This is a genomic window from Cognatilysobacter bugurensis (genome assembly GCF_014652095.1).
GTDB lineage: Bacteria > Pseudomonadota > Gammaproteobacteria > Xanthomonadales > Xanthomonadaceae > Cognatilysobacter > Cognatilysobacter bugurensis.
Genome location: NZ_BMYD01000006.1, coordinates 18,864 through 37,635, shown reverse-complemented (window position 1 = coordinate 37,635; position 18,772 = coordinate 18,864). Strand labels below are relative to the sequence as shown.

At 69.4% G+C, this 18,772-nt stretch carries 15 protein-coding genes and 1 pseudogene; 14 read left to right on the top strand and 2 right to left on the bottom strand.

The annotated features are described in order from the left end of the window. The first annotated feature begins 36 nt into the window (after positions 1-36). The 9 genes from IE075_RS14260 to tsaB all read left to right on the top strand — a co-directional run bounded on the left by IE075_RS14260 (position 37) and on the right by tsaB (position 12,613). Complete coding sequence (locus IE075_RS14260) at positions 37-2,208, top strand: RelA/SpoT family protein (protein ID WP_189457775.1); 2,172 nt, start codon at positions 37-39, stop codon at positions 2,206-2,208. Positions 2,209-2,378: 170 nt separating this feature from the next. Continuing rightward, positions 2,379-3,809: a hypothetical protein gene (locus IE075_RS14255; RefSeq protein ID WP_189457774.1), complete on the top strand. Its 1,431-nt coding sequence runs from the start codon at positions 2,379-2,381 to the stop codon at positions 3,807-3,809. Between the two features lie 58 nt (positions 3,810-3,867). Beyond that, positions 3,868-4,743 carry an NAD-dependent epimerase/dehydratase family protein gene (locus IE075_RS14250; RefSeq protein WP_189457773.1) on the top strand — a complete coding sequence of 292 codons (876 nt, stop codon included), beginning with the start codon at positions 3,868-3,870 and terminating at the stop codon, positions 4,741-4,743. Next, positions 4,740-5,735, top strand: coding sequence for a glycosyltransferase family 2 protein (locus tag IE075_RS14245; protein ID WP_229792547.1), 996 nt, complete (start codon positions 4,740-4,742; stop codon positions 5,733-5,735). The genes IE075_RS14250 and IE075_RS14245 overlap by 4 nt, the downstream gene beginning before the upstream one ends. Then, positions 5,735-6,670, top strand: coding sequence for a glycosyltransferase family 2 protein (locus tag IE075_RS14240; protein WP_189457772.1), 936 nt, complete (start codon positions 5,735-5,737; stop codon positions 6,668-6,670). The genes IE075_RS14245 and IE075_RS14240 overlap by 1 nt, the downstream gene beginning before the upstream one ends. Before the next feature lie 106 nt (positions 6,671-6,776). Then, positions 6,777-9,152: a penicillin-binding protein 1B gene (gene mrcB / locus IE075_RS14235; RefSeq protein WP_189457771.1), complete on the top strand. Its 2,376-nt coding sequence runs from the start codon at positions 6,777-6,779 to the stop codon at positions 9,150-9,152. Continuing rightward, positions 9,149-9,700: a tetratricopeptide repeat protein gene (locus IE075_RS14230; protein WP_189457770.1), complete on the top strand. Its 552-nt coding sequence runs from the start codon at positions 9,149-9,151 to the stop codon at positions 9,698-9,700. Before mrcB ends, IE075_RS14230 begins: the two co-directional genes overlap by 4 nt. Before the next feature lies 1 nt (position 9,701). Then, a complete protein-coding gene (locus IE075_RS14225) occupies positions 9,702-11,873 on the top strand; it encodes an ATP-dependent DNA helicase (RefSeq protein ID WP_229792546.1) in 2,172 nt (723 codons plus the stop codon). Between the two features lie 23 nt (positions 11,874-11,896). After that, on the top strand, positions 11,897-12,613 hold the full coding sequence (gene tsaB, locus IE075_RS14220; protein ID WP_189457769.1) for a tRNA (adenosine(37)-N6)-threonylcarbamoyltransferase complex dimerization subunit type 1 TsaB: 717 nt from the start codon (positions 11,897-11,899) through the stop codon (positions 12,611-12,613). A gap of 15 nt (positions 12,614-12,628) precedes the next feature. Here tsaB and IE075_RS14215 read toward each other — a convergent pair whose 3' ends face one another. Then, positions 12,629-13,510 carry an energy transducer TonB gene (locus tag IE075_RS14215; protein ID WP_189457768.1) on the bottom strand — a complete coding sequence of 294 codons (882 nt, stop codon included), beginning with the start codon at positions 13,508-13,510 and terminating at the stop codon, positions 12,629-12,631. Between the two features lie 52 nt (positions 13,511-13,562). Beyond that, the gene (gene gshB / locus IE075_RS14210) at positions 13,563-14,510 is read right to left on the bottom strand and encodes a glutathione synthase (RefSeq protein WP_189457767.1); all 948 of its coding nucleotides are present in this window, start codon (positions 14,508-14,510) and stop codon (positions 13,563-13,565) included. 182 nt (positions 14,511-14,692) lie between these two features. Between gshB and IE075_RS14205 the strand changes: the two genes are divergently transcribed. From IE075_RS14205 to IE075_RS16040, 5 genes and pseudogenes are all read left to right on the top strand, one after another. Continuing rightward, complete coding sequence (locus IE075_RS14205; protein ID WP_189457766.1) at positions 14,693-15,100, top strand: response regulator; 408 nt, start codon at positions 14,693-14,695, stop codon at positions 15,098-15,100. Between the two features lie 17 nt (positions 15,101-15,117). Then, positions 15,118-15,486, top strand: a complete 369-nt coding sequence (locus IE075_RS14200) for a response regulator (RefSeq protein WP_189457765.1) — start codon at positions 15,118-15,120, stop codon at positions 15,484-15,486. Positions 15,487-15,544: 58 nt separating this feature from the next. Continuing rightward, on the top strand, positions 15,545-16,093 hold the full coding sequence (locus IE075_RS14195) for a chemotaxis protein CheW (protein ID WP_189457764.1): 549 nt from the start codon (positions 15,545-15,547) through the stop codon (positions 16,091-16,093). A gap of 59 nt (positions 16,094-16,152) precedes the next feature. Then, complete coding sequence (locus IE075_RS14190) at positions 16,153-18,168, top strand: methyl-accepting chemotaxis protein (protein WP_189457763.1); 2,016 nt, start codon at positions 16,153-16,155, stop codon at positions 18,166-18,168. Positions 18,169-18,268: 100 nt separating this feature from the next. Further along, positions 18,269-18,631, top strand: a pseudogene (locus IE075_RS16040) (Hpt domain-containing protein); the annotation flags it as partial. Positions 18,632-18,772: the final 141 nt, after the last annotated feature.

The following is an 18,772-nucleotide window of genomic DNA, read 5'->3' as shown; positions in this document are numbered from 1 at the left end:
TAGTGTAAACACCCCGCCAACGCGTTCCGCGACGCCATGAACGCTCCTTTCGCCGCCCGTCCCGAGTCCCGAACGCCCGAGGCTGCGGTCACGGCGCTGCTTGCCGAGCCGGCCGCGGCTGCCCTGCCGCCGGCAATGCGCGAGCGGCTTGCCCAAGTGGCGGCCCAGGCGCGCATGGACGACGCGTCGACTCCGGAGCGCCTCGGCGACACGCTCGATGCGCTGGGTCGGCTCGATGCCGACACTGATTCGATCATGGCGGCGATCCTGCACGCCTGGCCGGGGCTGCATGAGGGCATCGGGCCCGGGTTCGATCAGGAGGCGCCGGGCGTCGCCACGCTCATGGACGGTTTGAGCGCGGCGTCTCAGGTGTGGTCGCTGCATCGCGAGCAGGGCGGCGCCTCGCGGGGTGAAGGCTTGCGACGGCTGTTGCTTGCGATCGTGCGCGACCTGCGCGTCGTGCCGATCCTGCTCGCGGAGCAGCTCGCGCGATTGCGCCGGGCGGCTTCGCTGCCCGACGGGGACCGCCGCGCGCTGGCCGCCCTCACGCGCGACATCCACGCGCCGCTCGCGAACCGGCTCGGCATCTGGCAGCTCAAGTGGGAACTCGAGGACCTCGCGTTCCGGTTCACCGAGCCGGCGACGTACCAGCAGATCGCACGGCTGCTCGACGAGAAGCGTGTCGCGCGCGAGCGGTACATCGAGCAGGTCACGGCCACGTTGCGCGAGGCACTGCGCGGGCAGGAGATCGAGGCCGATGTGGTCGGTCGGCCCAAGCACATCTACAGCATCTGGAAGAAGATGCAGCGCAAGGGCGCGCCGATCAGCGAGCTCTACGACCTTCGCGCCGTGCGCGTGCTGGTCGATGATCTCGGCGCCTGTTACGCGGCGCTCGGCGTCGTGCACGCGACCTGGACGCCGATCCCGAGCGAGTTCGACGACTACATCGCGCGCCCCAAGCGCAACGACTATCGCTCGCTGCACACGGCGGTGATCGGCCCGGAGGGCAAGACGCTCGAGGTGCAGATCCGCACGAAGGAGATGCATCGGCAGGCCGAACTCGGCGTCGCCGCGCACTGGAAATACAAGGAAGGCGGCAGCCACGCGGCCGACGCCGCGTTCGATCGCAAGATCGCGTGGATGCGCCGCCTGCTCGAAGCCCAAGGCGAGCGCGACGGCGACGGTGCGCTCGCGGGCGAGTTCGATACCGAGCTCGCCGAGGACCGGGTGTACGTGCTGACACCGAAGGGCGAGGTCGTCGACCTGCCACGCGGTGCGACGCCGCTCGATTTCGCGTACCACGTGCACACCGAAGTGGGACATCGCTGCCGCGGCGCGAAAGTGGACGGGCGGATCGTGCCGCTCGACCACAAGCTGCGCAGCGGCGACCGCGTCGAGATCATGACCGCGAAGACCGGCACGCCGCGCCGCGACTGGCTCGTCGCGGCGAACGGTTTCCTCGCGAGCAGTCGCTCGCGCGAGAAGGTGCGCACGTACTTCCACAAACTCGACCGCGCCCGCAACGAGCGGGCCGGACGCGAGATGCTCGACAAGGAACTGCGTCGGCTGGGTCTGCTCGGCGCGGATCTCGCGCCGGCGCGCGAGCGGTTCCATCTCGCGAGCGACGCGGAGCTGCACGTCCACGTCGCGCTGGGCGATCTCGGGCCGCACCAGATCGCGCGAGTGTTGCTCGAGCACGAGCGTGCGGGACAGGATGTGGTCGACGAGGCGCCAACGCCTCTTCCGGCGCGGATGCCTGCGCGCGCTGAAGACTTCACGGTCGAAGGCGTCGGCAATCTTCTAGTGCAGCTTGCGCGTTGCTGCCAACCGCTGCCCGGCGAACCGATCGTTGGTTACCTCACGCGTGGCCGAGGTGTAACCGTGCACCGGCCCGACTGCGGGGCGCTCTCGAGGCTGGCGAGCGCCCAGCCGCAGCGCATCCTGCCGGTCGAGTGGGGCCGGCGGGGGCGTGAGCACGAGGTTGATGTCGAACTCCTGGCGATCGACCGGAAGTGGCTGCTCAAGGACGTGACGAATGCGATCGCGCAATGCGACGCGCATGTGTCGAGCCTGCAGACCGCGCACGAGCGCCACGGCGCACGGGTAAAGCTGATGATCCGCCTCCGCGTGCGTGACTTTGGCCAGCTCTCAACTGCACTAGGCAAGCTCGGCGCGCTGGCCGGTGTGGAGCGTGTTCAGCGCAGTTGAGGCCGCGGCGCCGACGCGAGGGGTATCCTGCAGCCGTGATGCAGCACACGCCTGAACCGCAGGAGGATCTAGCGCGCGCGCCTGATGAAGGCGGGCGCGCGGGTGCCCGAGTGCGGCCTTGGGAGCGCCTGCGGACGCTTGGGCCGGCCGCGCGGGGCGCGCTCATTATCTTGGTTGCGACATTCATTGCTGCGCTGCTGGCGTTCCGCGAGCCGATCGCCGAGTGGTTGTGGCCTGACACCCGCATCCAGCAGCTGCGTGACGCAGGGCGGGCCGCGCTCGCCAAGGGTCGGCTGACCGCGACCGACGGACGCGGCGCGCGTGAGCTTTACGAAGCCGCACTCGCCCTCGACCCGGACCGCGTGGAGCTACGCCGCGACCTCGCCCGCGTGGGCGACGCGGCACTCATGCAAGCGCGCCGCGCATTGGAGGCGCACCGGTTCGCCGATGCGCATCGATCGCTGGCGCTCGCGCGTGAGCTTGGTGTTCCGCGTGCCAGGGTTCAGCAGGTGGCCGACGAGCTGCGCGTGCGCGAGGCTGCGGTCGCTGGTATCGACGAGATGCTGCGCGAGGCTGCCCAAGCGCGTGCCGACGGCCGCCTCGACGGCGGCGACGACAGCGCGCTCGAGCTGTATCGACGCGTGCTCGGGCTCGAGCCTGGGAACACCATCGCGCTCGAGGGGCGGGAGGACACGCTTGCCGACCTCATGCAGCACGCTCGTATGGCGCTCGACGAGCAGCGGCTCGGCGACGCCGCGCGGCTGATCGAGCGGGTGCGCGGTGTCGATGACGGCCATGCGGATCTGCCTCCGGCGATTGCCGATCTCGAAGGCCGGCTTGATCGCCATCGGGCACGCGCGCGGACTGCGCTCGGGCGACAACGTCTCGAGCGCGCGCTGCGTGAGTTCGACGCCGTGCTCGCCGTGCGGCCTCACGATCCAGCTGCGCTTGCGGGCCGCACGGAGGTCGCAACCGCGTACGCCCGGCGCAGCGAGCGGCTCGCGGCCGACTTCCAGTTCAAGCCTGCCGAGGCCGCACTGCAGCGTGCGGCGGAGATCGCACCCGACGCGGACGCGGTGGCCGCGGCGACTGCGCGTCTGCAAGGCGCTCGCGAAAGTCGCAAGCGATTGCGTGAGCGCGCGCCCGGCCCGCAGGAGCGCGAGCGCGTCGGCGCGCTGTTGCGGGCGGCGGCGCAGGCCGAGGCCGCGGGCGATTTGATCAGCCCGCCTGGCGACAGCGCTTACGACCGCCTGCGCGCCGCGCGCGAAATCGCACCCAATGATCCACGCGTGCACGACGCGACCGCGCGGTTGGTGCCGTCGGCGCGAACCTGTTTCGAAAACGAGCTGCGCGAGAACCGACTCGCGCGCGCGCGGCAGTGCCTCGACGCTTGGCGGGCGCTCGAAGGCGACAGCGCGAGTGTCGACAGCGCGCAAAGGCGGCTCGCGGCGCGATGGGTCGCATACGGCCACGAGCGCCTCGGCGCCGGGGAGCCGCAACGCGCAGAGCGCGCGCTGCATGCGGCGCGCGAATTGGACCCCCAGCCGGACGGAGCGCAGGAGTTGCAGGCGCGACTCGGCGCACTCGAGGCCACCCGCTAAGTCGGGCGGTGTCTGGCCGCGCCTATAATCCGCGCCGGCTTTCCTGCGCTGTGCGTGCATGACTTTCTTGGTGACCGGCGCGACGAGTCAGATCGGCCATTTCCTGCTGCCGATGCTCGATGGGCACACGTTGGCGAATGACCCGCGCAACGGCGAGCGCACGCCCGTCCTGGCACTCAGCCGCCGACGGCCCGGCGTCGCGCGCGGGCATGTGTGCTGGCTGCAGGGCGCGCTGCCCGCGGCCCCTGCGATTGAGTCGCCGCTGCGGGCGGCAGTCAGTTTCGGCCCGATCGATGCATTCGCCGCGTGGCTGGACACCGCTCCGCTCGGGCCGTCGCCGCGGGTGGTGGCTACGAGCTCGATGAGCGCCGAGAGCAAACGCGAGTCGATCGTGGCGTCCGAGCGCGCGATTTCGCAGCGGCTGCGCGACGGCGAACAACGCCTCATCGACGTCTGCAATCGCCGTGGAATCGCGTGGACGATCCTGCGGCCCACGTTGATCTACGGCGTCGGCCTCGACCGCAGCCTCACGCCCATCGCACGCCGCGCGATGCGCACGCGCCTGTTCGCCTACCCGGATGCGCCCGGGCTCCGCCAGCCCGTCCACGCGCAGGACGTCGCCCAGGCTGCGCTGCGCGCGCTCGAGCGCGACGCTGCCGTCGGCGTCACCTTCCCACTCGGCGGGGGCGAACGCATCACGGCGGGCGAGATGTTCCGACGGGTTCGGGCGAGCTTGCCGGTGGCTGCGCTGCCGATCCCGTTGCCGGTGGCGCCGTTGAAGCCGCTTTCGCAGCTGCACGGCGCGTTACGCGGCCCCGTGTCGCGCCTCACGGCCGATCTTGTCGCCGACAACACCGAACTGCGGCAGCGGCTCGACGTGCACCCGCGTCCGTTCCGACCGACTGCCTCCGCATGGGGGTTGGACACGCCATGAGCGGCGCATCGAACGAGAGCGGGCTGTCGGTGGCCGTCGTGATGTGCACCTACAACGGAGCGCAGTTCGTCGCCGAGCAGCTTGAGAGCCTGTTCGCGCAGACGCGGCAGCCGGACCATCTCGTCATCGTCGACGACGCATCGACCGACGACACGTACGCGCTCGTCGAACAGCTGTGCACCCAGCGCCCGCCGGGGATGCGCCTGACGCTCGAATGCAACGCGCGCAACCTCGGCTATGTCGCGAACTTCGATCACGCACTCAGCCTGGCCGATGAAGACATTCTGTTCCTATGCGACCAGGACGATATCTGGCACGCAGGGAAGGTCGAGCGCATGGTCCGCGAGTTCGCCTGTCGGCCCGACCTGGACCTCTTGCACACCGATGCGCGCCTGGTCGACGCAGCCGGGGAGCCGTTGGGGTACGGACTGTTCTCGGCGCTCGAACTGTCCGAGTCTGACCGCGCGGCGCTGCATGCCGGTCGCGGCTTCGACGTGGTGTTGCGCCACAGCGTCGTAACCGGCGCAACTGCGGCGGTTCGACGGGACGCGGCGCGGCGCGCCGCGCCTTTCCCCGCCCATTGGGTGCACGACGAATGGCTCGCAATCACCTGCGCGCTGAGCGGGCGGATCGATTGCCTCGAAGAGGCGTGGATCGACTACAGGCAACACGGCGGGAACCAGCTGGGGGCCGCGAAGCGCAGCGGTCGCGAGCGTTTCGCGAGCGGCGCTTCACGTCGTGCACTGATGCAGCGGATCGAGGCGCGGCTGGAAGTCCTGCTTGAACGTCTCGACGTCGGCCAGTTCATTGCGAGCGACGCACAGAGGGACGCGCTGCGCGATCGGTTGTGCCATGCACGGGTGCGTGCCCATCTCCCCGTTAGGACATTCGCACGCATCGGTCGAGTCGCAAAGGAGTGGGCGCGTGGGGGGTATGGCCGGCACTCGTTTGGTCTGCGATCGGCCGTCGCCGACCTTGCGGGTCTAGGCTGATGGGGGCGTTTGTCGAAGCCGATCCGAAGCGCGCTACCTGCGCGGTCATCGTCACCTATCACCCTGACCCCGCCGAGCTGCCCGAGGTGATCGCGCGCATCGCGCCGCAGGCGCACCGTGTCTTCATCATCGACAACGCGTCGCCGCCAGCTCACTTGCAGCAGGCGTTGCCCGCGCCGCTGCCAGATGGCGTCGATGTGATCCGCAGCGCGACGAACGATGGACTCGGCCGGGCGTACAACCGCGGGGCGCAGCTTGCACGCCAAGCGGGCTGCCGGTTCGTGTTGCTGATGGACCAGGACAGCGTGGTCGCGCCCGATCTCGTGGCGCGCCTCGTGGACGCACATGCCCAGCTGAAAGCAGACGCCCGCGTGGGCGCGGTCGGCGCGGCGTTCATCGATGCGCACACCGGCCACCCCGCGCCGTTCGTGCGCATCGGCTTCCCGCTCAACCGCAAGATTCCCGCACCGGAGCGCGGCTGCGTCGAGTGCGATTTCCTCATCAGTTCGGGCTCGCTGATCGAACTCGATGTGCTGGACGCGGTCGGCGGCATGGACGAAGCCTTGTTCATCGATAACGTCGATCTCGAGTGGTCGTTCCGGGCGCGTGCGTCCGGGTACCGGCTGTTCGGGGTGGGGGACGCGCGCATGACTCACCGCATCGGGCACACCGTGCGCCGGTTGCCGTTGGGGCTTGGCGACGTCGTCGTGCACGCGCCCGTGCGCCTCTACTACATGATGCGCAACCGCGTGCTGCTGTACGGACGCCCGCAGACGCCGCGCGTGTGGATCGCGCAGGATCTGCCGCGTCTCGCGCTGAAGCTGGCGAGGCTGTCGCTGTTCGTGCAGCCGCGTCGTCGCAACTTTCGGGCGATGGTCAGCGGGCTGTTGGACGGCCTGCGGGGCCGAAGCGGCCCTTGCACCCGCATTCTGTGAACGCGCGATGAGTCCAGCGGGTCATGCGGCGCGCGCCGCGACCGTGCCGGCGGCGGCAAGCTAGACTGCTTGTTCCGCAGGCCGGTCCTGCTCGTTTTCTGAGTCCGTGGCTCGAATCGATTACGACGAAGACGCCGATGCGTCCGCCGAGGCCGGCCCTGCGGCCCGATGGGCACGGCGCATAGCGATCTGGCTGCTGGCCGCGATCGGCCTCGGCCTGGGATTCCTGATCCCGTACACGCTCTACCTCAATCACGAGGTCACCGAGCGGTTCGGCCAGCTGCGCTGGCAGGTGCCGACGCGGGTGTACGCCCGGCCGCTGATGCTCGCGCCCGGCGAGCCGATGGACGCAACGACCCTCAAGGCCGAGCTCGAGGCAGCCGGATACCGGGAGGGCGACGGCAAGCGTGAGGGCACGTACGACCGCAACGGCGCCCGCTGGCGTATCTCGAGCCGCGGTTTCCACGATGTCGATGGAGCCGTCGCGCCGCGTCGCATCGAAGTCGTGCTGTCCGACGGTCGCGTGGCGTCGGTGCGCGACGCCGCCAAGCGCAGTGCGCTCAAGGCCGCGCGGCTTGATCCGGCACGCATCGCGACCCTGTACGGGCAGAAGCAGGAAGAACGACGCCTCGTGCGCATCGACGAAGTGCCCGAGCTGCTCGTAACCGGCCTGCAGGCGGTCGAGGATCGCGACTTCAGCAGCCACATCGGCGTCGACTTCGGCGGCATGCTCCGCGCCGCGTTCGTCAATCTGCGGTCGGGTGAAAAGAAGCAGGGCGCGAGCACGCTCACCCAGCAGCTCGCTCGCAGCGGCCTGCTCGGCATCGGGCGCGAGCAGACGTTCGCGCGCAAGGGCAACGAGATTCTCTACGCGCTGCTGATGGAGGCACGTTTCGATAAGCGCACGATCCTCGAGGCGTACCTCAATCAGGTCTATCTGGGCCAGCGCGGCGCGCAGGCGATCCACGGCGTCGCGGCTGGCGCGGAGTTCTGGTTCGGCCGCGACCTCAAGGACCTGTCGACCGAGCAGATCGCGATTCTCGTCGGTCTCGTCAAGGGTCCGTCCGCCTATGACCCGCGACGCGAACCCGAGCGCGCACGCGAGCGTCGGGACTTTGTGCTCGGCGAGATGCACGAAACCGGCCTGATCGACGACGCCGAATACAAGCGCGCGCTCGCGGCGCCGCTCGGCGTGACGAAATCGCCCGGCAACCTCGCGGCGAACCGCTTCCCGGCGTTCGTCGACCTCGTGCGCCGCCAGCTCGCGCGCGATTACTCGGCCGAGGAGATCGCGGGCGCGGGGCTGCGCGTGATGAGCAGCATGGCGCCGTCCGCGCAGGCCTATGCCGAAGGCGCGGTCACCCGCACGCTGAAGGGGCTGGGCAAGCGCAAAGCCCCGTTGCAGGCCGCGGTCGTGGTCACGGACGTCGACGATGGTGGCGTGCGCGCGGTGGTCGGCGGCAAGGACTTCGATACGCATGGGTTCAATCGCGCGATCGAAGCGCAGCGTCCGGTCGGTTCGCTGCTCAAGCCGTTCGTGTACCTGCTCGCGCTCGCCGAGCCCGAGAAGCACTCGCTGGCCACCTGGCTCGATGACTCGCCCGTGCAGGTCAAGCTGGGCGACGGAAAGACCTGGTCGCCGCGCAACTCGGACGGGCGCAGCCACGGCAGCGTCCGGCTCGTCGATGCGCTGTCGCAGTCGTACAACCAGTCGATGGTGCGCGTGGGGATGGAGGTCGGGCCGGCGCGCATCGCCGAATTGCTGCGCACGCTGGCCGGCATCGAGGCAAGGCCGCATCCGTCGCTGATCCTCGGCGGCACCGACCAGAGCCCCTATGTGATGGCGCAGCTGTATCAGTTCCTCGCGTCCGGCGGCGAAATCCAGCCGCTGCACGCGGTGCGCGGCGTGCTCGATTCGGACGGCCGCGCGCTCAACCGCTACGACAAGCCGCCGGCCCCGGCGCAGGAGGGCGATGCGATCGCCGCGCGCCTGATCACGATCGGGCTGCAGCAGGCCGTCACCAACGGCACCGGGCGACAGCTCGTGGGCGACGGCCTCGGCCGCCTTGCGCCGGCCGGCAAGACCGGCACGAGCAACGACGGTCGCGACAGCTGGTTCGCGGGTTGGACCGGCGGTCACCTCGCTGTGGTCTGGGTCGGCAACGACCAGAACGAAACGACGGGCCTGTACGGCGCGACGGGCGGCATGCGGGTGTGGTCGTCGCTGTTCTCCCGCCTGCCGACCGCACCTCTCGAAGTGGGCGACGACGGGCTGGACTGGCAGTGGACGCTTGCGTCCAACACCACTGATCCGGGCTGCGCAGGCGCTCGCCGCTTGCCGTTCGTCGCCGGCTTCGCGCCCCCCTACGCGCCGTGCCCGGCGCCCGCCCCGGTCGAAGAGGACGAGGGCGGCGGCTGGCGCGAGTGGTTCGGTTTCGACCGCGAGCCCGCGCCCCAGCCCCAACAGGAGAACGTCGAATGAGCGCACTTCGCATCACTGCGGCCGTCTCATTGCTGGTGCTTGCCGCCTGCGCGACGCGGCCGACCGAGCCGGCGGCGGCCACCGCGGTGGACACGAACACGCGCGCGGAGATGGTCGAGACGATCCGCGCGGCCGGCGTGGCCACCGCGGATGAGCTCGACGTGCAACCGCTGCGCGAGGGCGCAGTGGAGGATCTGCGCGAACGCGCGGCCGCATTGCAGGCACAGGGGCAGCACGAACAGGCCGCCGCCGTGCTCGATGAGGCGATCGCGCGCCACGGCGACGACCCGGCCGTGCTGCAGGAGCGCGCGGAGGCCGCCGTGTACATCGGTGACTTCGACGCTGCGCAGCGCTTCACGCGCGAAGCGATCGACGCCGGGGCCCAAGTGGGCCCGCTGTGCCGGCGCCACTGGTCATTGATCGAACAGGTCGCGCTCGCGCGCGCCGCTGCTGCGCTCGCCACCGAACAGGCCGCGTTCCAGGCCGAGGCCGACACCGCGCGCCAGGCGCGCGAAGCCTGCACCGTCGCGCCGCCCGCGCGCTACTGACGTGAGCGGACGCCTCGCGCAGGCCAGCCGCGATGCGCTCGTCGAAGGCGGCGATCTGGCGCGCAACATCGCCGCATTCGCGCCGCGTCCGTCACAGCAGGACCTCGCCGGCGCGATCGGAGATGCGTTCGACACGCAGGGCACGCTGCTCGCGGAGGCCGGCACCGGCACCGGCAAGACGTTCGCCTACCTCGTGCCCGCGTTGCTGTCGGGCAAGAAGACGATCATCTCGACCGGCACGCGCGCGCTGCAGGACCAGCTCTACCACCGCGACCTGCCGCGCGTGCGCGATGCGCTCGGCGTCGGCCTGAGCTCGGCGCTGCTCAAGGGGCGCGCGAACTACCTGTGCCGCTACCGCATGGACCAGGCCGCGGGCGAGCCGCGTTTCGCCTCGCGTGAGCTTGCGTCGCAGTTCCAGCGCATCGTCGCGTGGTCGGGCCGCACGCGCATGGGCGATCTCGCCGAGCTCGACGCGCTGCCCGAGGACTCGCCGCTGCTGCCCGTGGTCACGAGCACCGCTGAAAACTGCCTCGGCAGCGAGTGCCCGTTTTTCTCCGAATGCTTCGTCGTCGCGGCGCGCCAGCGCGCGCAGGCCGCGGACATCGTCGTCGTCAATCACCACTTGCTGCTCGCCGACCTCGCGCTCAAGCAGGAAGGCTTCGGCGAGATCCTGCCGGGCGCGCAGGCGTTCGTCGTCGACGAGGCGCACCAGCTGCCGGATCTCGCCGCGCAGTTCTTCGGTGAGGCACTGAGCGCGCGGCCGCTCGTCGAACTCGCACGCGATGCAACCGCCGAGTGCAAGGACAAGCCCGGTGCGCTCGCCGTGCTGCAGGAGCCGGCCCGCGAACTCGAATACATGGTTCGCGAAGTGCGCCGGGCGATGGACAACCTGCCGGTGCGGGGCACGCGGTCGCGTGCGTTGGAGGTCGAAGCGGTCGAACACGCATTCGACGCGCTCCAGCACGCGCTGCGCAGCCTGCACGCCGCATTGCTCCCGCTGCGGAGCGTGGCGCCCGGGTTCGACAGTTGTACGGCGCGCGCGAAGGAGTTCGAGTTGCGACTGCGGCGTTGGCGCGGGCCGCTAGATGAAGGCGCGCCGCTTCTCGAGGGCCTCGACGGCCCCGACGACGCGGATTCCATCGACGCGCCGGAGTGCGACACAGAGGCCGCGCCGCCCGGTACCACGCCCGACGCCCTGCTCGACATCATGAACGCCGCGCCGTGCGAGGCCATGCTGTTCGCCACGCGCGACGTAGCGCCCGACGAAGCCAAGCCCGAAGACGACACGCCGGACGACAGCGTGCGCTGGTACGAACTCACCGCGCGCGGCTTCCGGCTGAGTCGCACGCCGATCGACGTCGCCGGGCCGCTCGCGCGCCACCGCGCGCGCTCGCAGGCCGCGTGGGTGTTCACCTCGGCAACGCTCGCAATCGGCGGTCGGTTCGAACACTTCGCGATCAAACTCGGCCTCTCGCTCAAGGGCGATAACCCGCCGGCCACACTGCTCGCGCCGAGCCCGTTCGACTGGCCGCAGCAGGCGCTGTGCTACCAGCCGCGCGGGCTGCCGGAGCCGACGTCGCCGGATTTCACCGCGCGCATGGTCGATGCGATCTGGCCGGTGCTCGAGGCGTCGCAGGGTCGCGCGTTCGTGCTGTTCGCCTCGCACCGTGCGCTGCGCGAGGCGGCCGAGCGGTTGCGCGGCGGGCCGTGGCCATTGTTTGTCCAGGGCGAGGCGCCGCGGCCCGTGCTGCTCGAGCGCTTCCGCGCGTCCGGCAACGGGGTGCTGCTCGGCGCAGCGAGTTTCCGCGAAGGCGTCGACGTCGCCGGCGAGGCGCTCAGTGTCGTCGTCATCGACAAGCTGCCGTTCGCGGCGCCCGACGATCCTGTCTTCGAGGCGCGGCTCGAGGCCGTGCGCCGGCGCGGTGGCAATCCGTTCCGCGACGAACAACTCCCGCAGGCGGTCATCGCGCTCAAGCAGGGCGTGGGCCGGCTGATTCGTTCCGAGAGTGACCGCGGCGTGCTCGTGCTCTGCGATTCGCGCCTGATCACGAAGAGCTACGGCGCGACGTTCCTCAACTCGCTGCCGCCGATGCCGCGCACGCGCACGATCGACGACGTGCGCCGGTTCTTCCCGGCCGTGCCCGTCGAGATGACGGTCGAAACCCTGTTCTGAGATCCACGCTCCAGAGAGTCCCGATGCCGACGACGCTGCTCGCTTTCGAAACCTCGACCGAGGCCTGCTCGGTCGCCCTGTGGCGCGACGGTGAGGTGCGCGAGCGCTTCGAGCTTGCACCCCGTCGCCACGCGGAACTCGCGCTGCCGTGGGCCGACGAACTGCTCGCCGACAGCGGCGTTGCGCGCGCGCAGATCGACGCGATTGCGGTCGGCCGTGGGCCCGGCGCGTTCACCGGCGTGCGGCTGGCGATTGCGATCGCGCAGGGCATCGCGCTCGCACTCGACCGGCCGATCGTGCCGGTGTCGACGCTCGCCGCGCTCGCGCTGCAGGCAGGTCGCGATGCAACCGCGGGCACGCCGCTGCTCGCGGCGATCGATGCGCGCATGGACGAGGTGTACGTGGGCGCATTCATGCGGGAAGGCGAGGGCGTGCGTGCGCTGGGCGAGGAATGGCTCGGTGCGCCTGGTGCGTTCGCGCTGCCGGAGCATGCTGGCCGGTGGCGCGGTGCGGGCACCGGGTTCGCAGCACTGGGCGGTGTCCTCGAGGCGGCACTTGCGCCGCGCTTCGATGCGATGGACGCCGCCGCATTGCCGCATGCCGCCGATATCGCCCGGCTCGCCGCGCCTGCGTACCTGCAGGGCCATGCCGTCGCGCCCGAAGCGGCCGAGCCCGCGTACCTGCGCAACCGGGTCGCGCTTACGCTGGCGGAGCAAACGGCAGCCCGCGCGCGGCGCTGAGCCGGCGCGTCGCGATCAGCGGTCGACCAGTTCGCCACCGGGCAGAAACTGCCAGGTGCGGGTCACGTGCAGCACGTCGGGATCATCCGGGGTCTTGGGCAGCGGCGCGTACGGCTCGGCCAGCTTTGCGATCCGGAGTGCCGAGGCATCGAGGAGCGGCACGCCGCTGGACTGCACGACGTCCGCGCGCTCCACCGAGCCGTCGCGGCGGATCGCCACGCTGATCACGACTTGGCCTTCGAGCCGGCGCCGGCGCGCCGCGTCGGGATAGTTGAGGTTGCCGACGCGCTCCACGCGGTCGACCCACTCCCGCAGGTAGCTCGCCCAGGCGTATTCCTGGGTGCTCGCCGACACGAACTTGCGCTTCGGCCGCTTCGCGTAGCGCTCCGAGCGCAGATGGATCTCGGCCGCGAGCCTCGCCATCTCCATGTCGTGCTCGATGCGCTCGGGACCCGCGGGCTTGGGCACATCGGCCGGAGCCGGCAGGCGCTTATCCTCCGCAACAGCCGTCTCACTGCGAATCGCGGTTACCACGCGTGTCTGCGGCACCGCTTCGGCTCGGGGCGACTGCGCCTGCATCGTTCGCGGTGCGACGCCCGGTGCCTCACGCTCGATCGGCCCGGTCTGGGTGTCGCGTGGACGCAGGCTGCGCTCGTGTTCGCCGCCGCCCTGGTTCGCGGCCTGCGCGAGGAAGTCGGCCTGCTTCGGCGTGAGCGGCGTGGTCGTCTCGGTCAGGATCACGTCGAGCGTCGGCCGCAGCGGCGCGGCGTCCTCGAGCGTGAACCCGATGCCGAGCAGCACGAGCGCGTGCACGAGCAACGACAGCGCGAGCGTCGCACCGAGTCGCTGGTCTTCGGCGAGGGCGCCGCTGGGGGCGGCGGGCGCGGTCGCGGTCATGGCATCTGGGTCGACGGGGGCCTGTGATACGCGGCCCGGGCGACGGCGCGGGTCAGCCGACGCGCGCCTCGATCGCATCGAACAGTGTGCCCGCGATGTTCAGGCCGAACTGTGCGTCGAGTTCGCGAATGCAGGTCGGGCTCGTCACGTTGACCTCGGTAAGGCTGTCGCCGATGACGTCCAGCCCGACGAATACCATGCCGCGCCGCTTCATCTCCGGGCCGACCTGCGCCGCGATCCAGCGGTCGCGCTCGGTGAGCGGACGGCCTTCGCCGCGGCCGCCGACGGCGAGGTTGCCGCGGAACTCGTCGCCCTGCGGAATGCGGGCTAGGCAGTAGTCGATCGGCTCGCCGTCCACGAGCAGGATGCGCTTGTCGCCGCCCGTGATCTCCGGCAGGTAGCGCTGCGCCATCGCCAGGTGCAGGCCGCCGAGCGTGAGCGTCTCGAGGATGACGTTGAGGTTCGCGTCGCCGTGCGAGGCGCGGAAGATCGAGCGTCCGCCCATGCCGTCGAGCGGCTTGAGCACAGCGGCGCCATGCTCGGCGACGAACGCCTTGAGCTCGACCGGATCGCGGCTGACGAGCGTCGGCGGGCAGCACTGCGGGAACAGGAGCGCGGCCAGCTTTTCGTTGTAATCGCGCAGCCCTTGCGGGTCATTGACCACCAGCGCACCGGCTTGCTGCGCAATGCCGAGGATCTGCGTGTCGTGGATGTACTCCGCGTCGACGGGCGGATCCTTGCGCATCAGCACGACGTGACCGCGGCCGAGAGTGATGTGTGACGCGGGTTCTGTTTCGAACCATCCGGAGGCATCGTCGCGTACGCGCAGCGCCGAGACCTGCGCGCGTGCGGCACCATCTCGTACAGACAGGCCTCCGGGCTGCACGTAAAGCAGCCGATGGCTGCGCCGCTGCGCTTCCAGCAGCATCGCGAACGTGGAGTCCTTGGCGGGTTTGATCGATCCGATCGGATCCATCACGACGACGATGTCGAGCGGCATGGTCGAGTGTCAGGTGGGGAAGCGGGATCGTAACAGGCGGGCGTCGGCCTACTGACGCAAATGTGCAGTCGTAAGGCGTCAAAGTGACAATTTACGCCGGCTTGACAGCCTGCAGTGGCCTTGGAATAAAGAGATGACGCGTTGCGCCGGGGGATTCGGGCGTACGCATCGGAGGATTCGAGATGGACGAGGGTCGCAACGACAACCTCGACAGTTTGCGGGTGATGGTGATCGACGATTCGAAGACGATCCGCCGCACTGCGGAGACTTTGCTCAAGCGCGAGGGCTGTGACGTCGTGACTGCGACGGACGGCTTCGAAGCGCTTGCGAAGATCGCCGACCAGCAGCCGCAGATCATCTTCGTCGACATCATGATGCCGCGGCTCGACGGCTATCAGACCTGCGCGCTCATCAAGAACAACCAGATGTTCAAGCACACGCCGGTGATCATGCTGTCTTCGAAAGACGGCCTGTTCGACAAGGCGCGCGGCCGCATCGTGGGCTCCGAGCAGTACCTCACCAAGCCATTCACGCGCGAGGAACTCCTCGACGCGATCCGCACGCACGTACCCAACGCACGACACGCCTGACCGGGGGGAAAGGGCTCATGGCACGTATTTTGTTGATCGAAGATTCGCCGACCGAAACGGCGGTGATGACGCAGTTGCTCGAGCGTAATGGCCATCAGGTCTTTACCTCGGCCAGCGCTGAAGATGGCATCGAGACCGCACGCCGCGAGCGTCCCGACCTCGTCCTCATGGACGTGGTGCTTCCGGGCATGAACGGCTTCCAGGCCACGCGCGCGCTGTCGCGTGACAACGACACCAAGTCGATCCCGGTCCTCATCGTCAGCACCAAGGCGATGGAAACCGACAAGGCATGGGGACTTCGCCAGGGGGCGAAGGACTACATCGTGAAGCCGCCGCGCGAGGACGAACTCATTGCGCGCATCAACGAATTGCTGACCGCCGCCTGATTCCGTGCCGGGGCTTGACGCCCCGGCCTCGTCCGTCCGAATGAGCCCTGTCGCCGCCATGAAGATGTCCCCGTTCGAGGTCCTGGCCGATTACGAGCGCCGCTCGCTGGCGCACGTGGCCGGCTTGCCCGAGCAGCTCGATGCCCCCGGCCTGTGGCGCGGCGTCGGCTACCGGATCGGCCAGCGCCGGCTCGCGTCGGAGTTCGGCGACGTGCGAGAGATCCTGTCCATGCCGCCGGTCACGCCGGTTCCCGGTTCGCAGCCGTGGATGCTTGGCGTCGCGAACGTGCGCGGCAGCTTGCTGCCGATCGTTGATCTCAAGCAGTTCCTCGAAGGCGAGCGCACCGTCGTGCACGAGAAGTTGCGCGTGCTGCTAGTGCGCCAGCCCGGCGGCGACGTTGCCGTGCTGATCGACGAGCTCTACGGCCAGCGCAGCTTCAACGAGCAGCAGGAGCTGCCCGAGGAGCAGATCGCGGCCGAGCACCTCGCCGATGGCCGCTATGCCCATTTCGTCGACCGGGCCTACCGCCTGGGCGACCAGCCGTGGGGGGTTTTCAGTCTCGACCGGCTGACCCGCACGCCCGAGTTCCGCCAGGCCGCGGCCTGAGTCCTTTCATCCACGTCGTCACCGACCACGACTGCAGCGTTTAATTCTGAGGTTCCACCATGAGCACTGACATCAATTCCGTCGCCGGCAAGGCCCGCAGCCTGGGCGTCAACACCTGGCTGACCGTGCTGGCCACCTCACTGGTGGTGCTGGCGGCTAACTTCGGTTACGCGTCGTGGAAGGCCGGCAAGGCCAGCGGCGCCAGCGAGGCCGCGTCGGACCTGCAGGTGCTCTCGCAGCAGCTGGCGGTGCAGAGCCAGGAAGCGGTCGGCGGCGACGCCCGCGCGTTCGAGTCGCTCCGCGCGACGAAGACGGCGATCGAAGAAGACGTGAAGGAGCTCAACGCCAACTACGGCAGCACGGTTGGCGTGTCCGGCCCGATCGAAACGGTCGCCACCACGTGGCAGCCGCTCGGCACCAACGCCGATCAGGTGCTCGAAAGCGAAAAGGCAGTGCTCGCGCTCGCCGGCAACGCCGAGAGCTTCTCGAACCGCCTGCCGCAGCTGCAGGCGCGCCTCGACGAGCTCGTGCGTGCGATGTCGGCGAGTGGCTCGCCGTCGTCGCAGGTCTACCTCGCGCTGCGCCAGGTCGTGCTGTCGGGAACGATGGCCCGCCGCATCGCGGAAATCCGCGCCGGTGGTCCCGGCGCCGTGAACGCCGGTGATGCGCTTGCGCGCGACGCCGCGGTGTTCGGCAACGTGCTCGAAGGCCTGCGCAAGGGCAGCCCCGACGTGACCGCGCTTGGCAACTCCAGCGCGATCGCGGCACTGGGCCAGGCCGAGTCGGTCTGGGGCGAAATGAAGACCGACCTCGACGCGATCCTCGGCAGCTCGCAGAACCTGTTCCGCGCCCAGGCGGCAGCAAACTCGATCACCGCCGGCTCCGATGAACTGCTCAACACGTCCGAGTCGCTCTTCAACGCAGTCAACGCACCGGGCTCGCTGCAGGACACGAGCATCCTCGGCAACATCTGGATCTCGATCATCTCGGGCCTGATCGCGCTGCTCTCGTTCGCCGGCCTGCTCTGGTCGCTGAACCGCCAGCAGCAGGCGCGTTACCAGACCACGAAGGAACTCAACGACCGTAACCAGGAGGCCATCATGCGCCTGCTGGACGAAATGGGTTCGCTCGCAGAAGGCGACCTCACGGTGAAGGCGACGGTCACGGAAGACATGACCGGCGCGATCGCGGACTCCATCAACTTCGCCGTCGAGCAGCTGCGCAGCCTCGTGCAGACGATTACCGACACCTCGGTGCAGGTCGCCGCGAGCGCACAGGAAACGCAGGCCACCGCCATGCACCTCGCCGAAGCCGCGGAACACCAGGCGCAGGAAATCTCCTCGGCCTCGAGCCGAATCAGCGAAATCGCGGCCAGCATCGACCAGGTGTCGAAGAACTCCGCCGAGTCCGCGGACGTGGCGCAGCGCTCCGTGCAGATCGCGACGAAGGGTGCCGGCGTCGTGCGCCAGACGATTCAGGGCATGGACAACATTCGTGACCAGATTCAGGAAACCTCGAAGCGAATCAAGCGCCTCGGTGAGTCGTCGCAGGAAATCGGCTCGATCGTTGAACTGATCAACGACATCTCGGAACAGACGAACATCCTCGCGCTGAACGCCGCAATTCAGGCGGCCTCGGCCGGTGAAGCGGGCCGCGGGTTCGCGGTCGTGGCCGACGAAGTGCAGCGACTTGCAGAGCGCGCGTCCAACGCGACGAAGCGAATCGAAACGCTGGTCCAGACGATTCAGTCCGACACCAACGAAGCCGTCAGCTCGATGGAGCAGACGACCTCCGAAGTGGTCGCGGGTGCACGCCTGGCCGAGGACGCGGGTACTGCACTGGGCGAGATCGAAAAGGTGTCGTCCGACCTCTCGGGCCTCATTCAGGGCATCTCGACGGCCGCGCAGCAGCAGTCCGGCGCCGCCGCGAACATCACCCAGACGATGAACACGATTCAGCAGATCACCTCGCAGACCACGCAGGGCGCGAACCAGACGGCCGAGTCGATCGGCAACCTGGCGCAGCTCGCTGCCGACCTGCGCCGCTCGGTCGCCGACTTCAAGCTGCCGGCGTAACGCCGGCGCCGCCCAGCGCCCTCCGATCCGTCCGAACTCGACCTAGACGCATGACCAGGCTCGCTCCCGACTGCCCCTGCATCAACCGCTGCGCTTGCGCATGCGGCAGGGGCGGCCGCGGCTCCGCCGACCAATGGAGTGCGTGATGAACATGATGCGCGAAGCGATCGATACCACCACGCTCGGCTGGATCAAGCCGGAACTCGACGAAACCCTGCGCCACGCGCGCCAGGACATCGAAGCGTTCGCCGAGAACCCCGCCGACGTGTCGGCGATGCGCAGCTGCGCCGCTCACCTGCACCAGGTGGGTGGCACGTTGCGCATGATCGAGCTGCGTGCGCCGGCGATGGTCGCCGACGAGATGGAGCAGCTTGCGGTCGCGCTGCAGCACGGCCGTGTCGACGAGCGCGATGAAGCCTGCGGCGTGTTGATGCGCGGCGTCGTCCAGTTGCCGGACTATCTCGAGCGCCTCCAGGGCGGTCATCGCGAGATCCCGATCGTGCTGCTGCCGCTGCTCAACGAGCTGCGCGCCGCGCGCGGTGAGCGCGCCTTGCACGAGTCGGCGTTGTTCGTCACCGACATCGACCGGCTCGTTCCCACAGCG